Annotated in this window: 6 protein-coding genes; 1 reads left to right on the top strand and 5 read right to left on the bottom strand. The window is 56.9% G+C overall.

What is annotated here, in order from left to right:
• Positions 1-179: ISKra4 family transposase (locus VGN12_14040; protein ID HEY4310567.1), on the top strand; the 179-nt coding region annotated here is incomplete at its 5' end.
• Positions 180-332: 153 nt separating this feature from the next.
• Here VGN12_14040 and VGN12_14035 read toward each other — a convergent pair.
• The 5 genes from VGN12_14035 to VGN12_14015 all read right to left on the bottom strand — a co-directional run.
• Positions 333-1,040 carry a peroxiredoxin-like family protein gene (locus VGN12_14035; protein ID HEY4310566.1) on the bottom strand — a complete coding sequence of 236 codons (708 nt, stop codon included), beginning with the start codon at positions 1,038-1,040 and terminating at the stop codon, positions 333-335.
• A gap of 34 nt (positions 1,041-1,074) precedes the next feature.
• On the bottom strand, positions 1,075-1,986 hold the full coding sequence (locus tag VGN12_14030; protein HEY4310565.1) for a LysR family transcriptional regulator: 912 nt from the start codon (positions 1,984-1,986) through the stop codon (positions 1,075-1,077).
• Between the two features lie 190 nt (positions 1,987-2,176).
• Positions 2,177-2,839: a peroxiredoxin-like family protein gene (locus VGN12_14025; protein ID HEY4310564.1), complete on the bottom strand. Its 663-nt coding sequence runs from the start codon at positions 2,837-2,839 to the stop codon at positions 2,177-2,179.
• A gap of 158 nt (positions 2,840-2,997) precedes the next feature.
• Complete coding sequence (locus VGN12_14020) at positions 2,998-3,918, bottom strand: LysR family transcriptional regulator (protein ID HEY4310563.1); 921 nt, start codon at positions 3,916-3,918, stop codon at positions 2,998-3,000.
• A 221-nt stretch (positions 3,919-4,139) separates the two neighbouring features.
• Positions 4,140-4,592, bottom strand: a 453-nt coding sequence (locus VGN12_14015) for an OsmC family protein (protein ID HEY4310562.1), incomplete at its 5' end; no start/stop codon positions are given.

Below are 4,592 nucleotides of genomic sequence, written 5' to 3'. Positions count from 1 at the left end.
AGAGCGCGACTTCGATCGTCGACTACTGCCGCCGATACCGGTCCGGCCTGCCGATATCCAGTTCGCCGGCTGAAAGTGCCGCCAACAGCCTGGTCAACGCTCGCATGAACAAGAAGCGTCAGATGCGCTGGTCGCCGATTGACGCTCATCGGGTTCTTCAAGTCCGAGTCGTGCGCTAATGCGACTGTCGCCTCATTCATGTCCGACACACTCTTTCTTCCACCAAACCGCCATCGCGAACGCGATCCGCTCAAGCTTGAACGGAGCCCGCGCAAGCCTGTTCGCACGAGAATTGGCCAGAGTGCACAAGCGGAAATCTTTTCTCAGCCAGCTCATTCACCCGTCGGTGGCTCATCTTTAATCCGAGGTCCAAGGAGGCGAATGTTGCTGAGGATGGCGGAGGGTTCCTGGCGGATCGTGAAGTCCGGCTCAACGAAGGAACCTTGGATGATGCCATCTTGGTCGATTACGAAAGTTGCCGGGATCGGTAGCATCCATTCGGTCGATCCGTGCCGATGGCCGAAGTCGTAACCTTGTCCCGAATAATGCGCCTTGGTTTCCTCGGGGACGCGAAACAGGACGCCGTAGGATATCGCCACGCCGTGATCGACGTCCGCGAGCATCGTCAGGTCGAGGTTCAACTGACGTTTCAATTGCCTCGGTAGGTCGCGGGTCTCAGGAGAGAGGACAACAAGATTGGCTTGTAGGCTATCAAATTCGTCCTTGACCGTTTGAAGTGCGCGGAGTTCCGCGTTGCAGAATGGGCACCAGCCACCACGATAGAAGCTAACGACGAGTGGGCCTTCGCTGCGGAGCTGCTCAGAGGAAACAAGTCGTCCATGCGCATCCGGTAGAAGAAAATCGGGCGCTATATCGCCAACCCGCAACGCGTGCGACGCGATGTCAGCCTGGCGAAGCCAGTTAACGAGATAGAGGTACGATTCTCGGTCGGCGTCGCTAAAACCGGCCATAAGGTCGTTGCGAACCTGATTCAGGGTCTTGGTCAAGCGTTCAGACATTACTTCGACAGTCATCAGCATACCGGGTATCTCAAGAATTGGCCAATATATGTGGTCATGCAGACATCCTGGTCGCTTCTGAGTGGCTTTGATGAAGGGACCAGTCACGCAGCCGCGCGACCTTGACGAAAGCATCGAGCGCGGGCGAATATCGGCGGCCCTGCACGGCAAGCAGCCGGACCTCGCGCCAGACCGGATCCCCCTCGATTGGAAGCGCCCTTAGAGATGGCAGCCGGGGCATATGCTCGGGCGCGAGGACTATTCCGAACCCTGCAGCTGCCAGATGCTGCAGGTGCAAGTCGCGGCAGCTGCTGTGAATGTGATTTGGCGGGGCGTCGGGAAAGCATAGACGCTGAAATTTCGGAGCTACATCGCAGTTTGAGCGATCCAGAATGATAGCTTCGCGAAGCGCTTCGATGCCGATTGCTGGAAGGCCTGCAAGCTCGTGCGACGCGGCAAGAACGGCCACATAACGCTCTTCAAACAGTGCCCAATCGTCGATCCGTTCTGGCTTTTCGTCGAGATCACCGACCAAGGCGACATTGACTTCGCCTTCTAGCAAAAGCTCGACAAGGCGGCTCGATGGTTCTTCTCGAAGCTCGACATGGAGGCCGGGGACGAATTTGCGAATTTCAGCGATCGGCTCCAGCACAAGCGAAGCGGAGATGGAAGGGGCGAGACCGATCGCTAACGGAGCCACGTCCCTTTGCTGAAACTCGCGCGCCCGGCGTCGGACGGCTTCCGTCGATGCAAGAGCACGCTCGAGCATGGGCAGCACCGCCTTCCCCAGGTCAGTGAGGTGAGTGAGTTGGCGTTCCCGGTAGATCAGCTGTCCACCGAGTTCCTGCTCAAGTCTCTGTACGCCCTTGGTCAGTGCCGGTTGTGTAACGCTACACATCTCTGCGGCGCGCGTGAAATTCAGCGTGTTTGCAAGAGCTAGAAAGTACCGAACCTGGTTGAGTTCCATCGTACGTTCACCGTTACCTATTTATGTCACTATTAAAGACGCGGGATGGCAATCCAGCATCACGCGGCGCAAGGGCGCCATATGCTTAAAGCCACGTTGCCACTGGTCGCGGTGCGATGAAACCCACGGCGGTCATCGATGGACGGACGGACACGCTTTCTGGAATCTGGAGCTAAAAAGTGCTGAGGGATCAGTGCGCCACGCGTGCGCGAATCTGCATAATGACCGGAAAAAGCTCGGCTGGGTCGCCGCGTCGCGTGTAGTCGGCGCTGATATCCGCGTACTCCACGATCCCATCTCTGCTTACTAAGAACCGAGCCGGCATCGTCAGTGTCCAGCTAGGCTCGCCATTGACGGCGGCAAGGTCCAGACCGGTTTCCATTTCCGTCGCGCGCAATTCCCTAGGCAGCTTCCAACGCACGCCAAACGCGCGAGCGACGCCCCCTCCGCGGTCGACGAGGCTGGAGAACGATAAGCCATTCATTCGCTCGGTTGCGCGGCTCTCATAGGCGGACTGTTGGGAAATCGCGACGATCGACACACCTGACGACCTGAGCCGCTGCGCTACAGCCTGGATCGCGCGCAAATCAAGATTGCAATACGGGCACCATCCCCCCCTGTAGAAGGCAATTAGCACTGGGCCATCGTTTAACAGGTCATGGGATGAAATCATTCTGCCATCGGGATCGATTAAGCGGAATCCTGGGGCCTGGTTTCCTGCTTGAATAGCTCTTTCAGCGATGCCTGCAGAAACCAGGTCGTCGATAGCTTCCTGACGGACGCGCCGGATATGCGAAGGGGTATTTTCATAGCACTTGCCCCTAAGTGCATCGAGTTCGTCCTGGAGTCGCATTGCGGTTATCCTCACCGGATTCGGCAGATTCATTGTCAAAATAGGGGCTGGCGGCACTGTCGAGCTAATTTTGCAACGCAAGTTTGACACATTCTCGCACGAAGCGGGGAAGATTCCATCCTGAGGAGACAATCTCCCGTCATGCCAGTTCCACGAGTTTATCTCAGCTTTGCGAGGTCGTTGTCCAAGGCCTTGCGCAGATACGAAACGGCGAAATCGATGAAGACACGTATTTTCAATGGCAACAGGGTTTGTCGCGCGTGAATAATATGTACCGGCGTTGGTTCGGGCTCAAAATCCTGGAGGACGAGCGAGAGCTTCCCCTCAGAGATTGGGTTGACGACCTGATATGAGAGGACGTTCGTAACGCCCACACCTGCAATGGCGGCGTCTATCGCTGCTTCGGCAGTATTGATCTTCAATCTGCACAGAGGACGGACACCTCGGGTTGGCCTGCCATCTCCGGGATTGAAAATCCAGGTCGACCCTGAGGCAAGCGCTGTGTAGGTGACACACATATGATTGGCCAGATCGTCCAACGTCTCAGGAGTTCCGTGAGCCAAAAAATAAGCAGGACTCCCACACACGACTCGGCGAATTTCACCAAGCTTGGTGGCCACGAGCGTACTGTCAGACAACATCCCCGTCCGTACAGCCAGATCGACGTTCTCATCGACCAAGTTAACTGTATGATCCGACAACGTTAAATTGACATTTATCTGGGGAAATCTCGCTAAGAACGCGGTCAGTACTGGTACCACATAAAGTCGACCGAAGACGACCGGCGCCGTGATCGAAAGACCTCCGCGTGGAACATTATGGGCGCCGGTGGCTTGGGACTCGGCTTCGCCGACATCATCGAGAATTCGTCTACAGGCTGCGAGGTAGGAAACTCCCGCCTCTGTCAACGCCAGCTTCCGGGTGGAGCGAACCAGGAGTTGGGTATTGAGATGAGCCTCGAGATCGGCGACCTTACGGCTGACCGTGGGAAGTGGCACATTCAGCTGCCGCCCCGCCGCGGAGAAACTCCCGGCCTCAACCGCAGCGATAAAATATTCCATTGCTTCCAAACGATCCATTTTCTCTCACTTTTCGAGAGGGCGACCGCTTCTTTAGCCTGTAATGGGGCTGTTCGGTAGAGGCTCTCGTCTTCCTGCGGCGATTGAGAGCCGTGAAGATGGAGAGTTCATCTGCTGCCGGACCACCATCAGCCCAGGGTCATCGTCGCGGAACTTGCCATCCGTTGGGGCATAACAGTCATCAGCATCCCTGGTTCAGTGCCCGACGGCAGGAAAAACGCTCAATCGGCATCGATGTTTGGAATCTGGAGTTCAGCCAGATCATTCTCATAACTGGCCAAAAGGCTGGCGGTGTGGTCGCGAATAGCGGCGTCTGTTCGCGTGCGAATATCCGCGCTGAGCCCGAGAATTTTCCCGACGGGGCAGAGGTTTGCGGCCTCCATCAACAATGCGCGCTGTTGCATATCCAGCTCGCCGCCAAGCACGAGAGTGCGCTCGAAAGAATCTCTTTCGCCGTGGGCGCCGTGTTGGAAGCTGACAGCAACTTCCACCCGCTCGAGCGGAAGATTCCGGCGCCGGGCCTGAAAGCGAACCGTCATCGCGGTGCATGCCGCGAGAGATGCGCCGAGAAGGTCGTAAGGATTAGGACCGGAAGATACGTGACCGACGCCATCTGGACCGCCGATCGGGAACTGAGACTCGTCAACATGGCCAACCAGCGCGCCATTGTTGAT

It is taken from the genome of Pirellulales bacterium (assembly GCA_036499395.1).
Taxonomy (GTDB): domain Bacteria; phylum Planctomycetota; class Planctomycetia; order Pirellulales; family JACPPG01; genus JACPPG01.
Note: the sequence above shows the minus strand (reverse complement) of the source record. Positions and strands in the feature narration are given on the sequence as shown.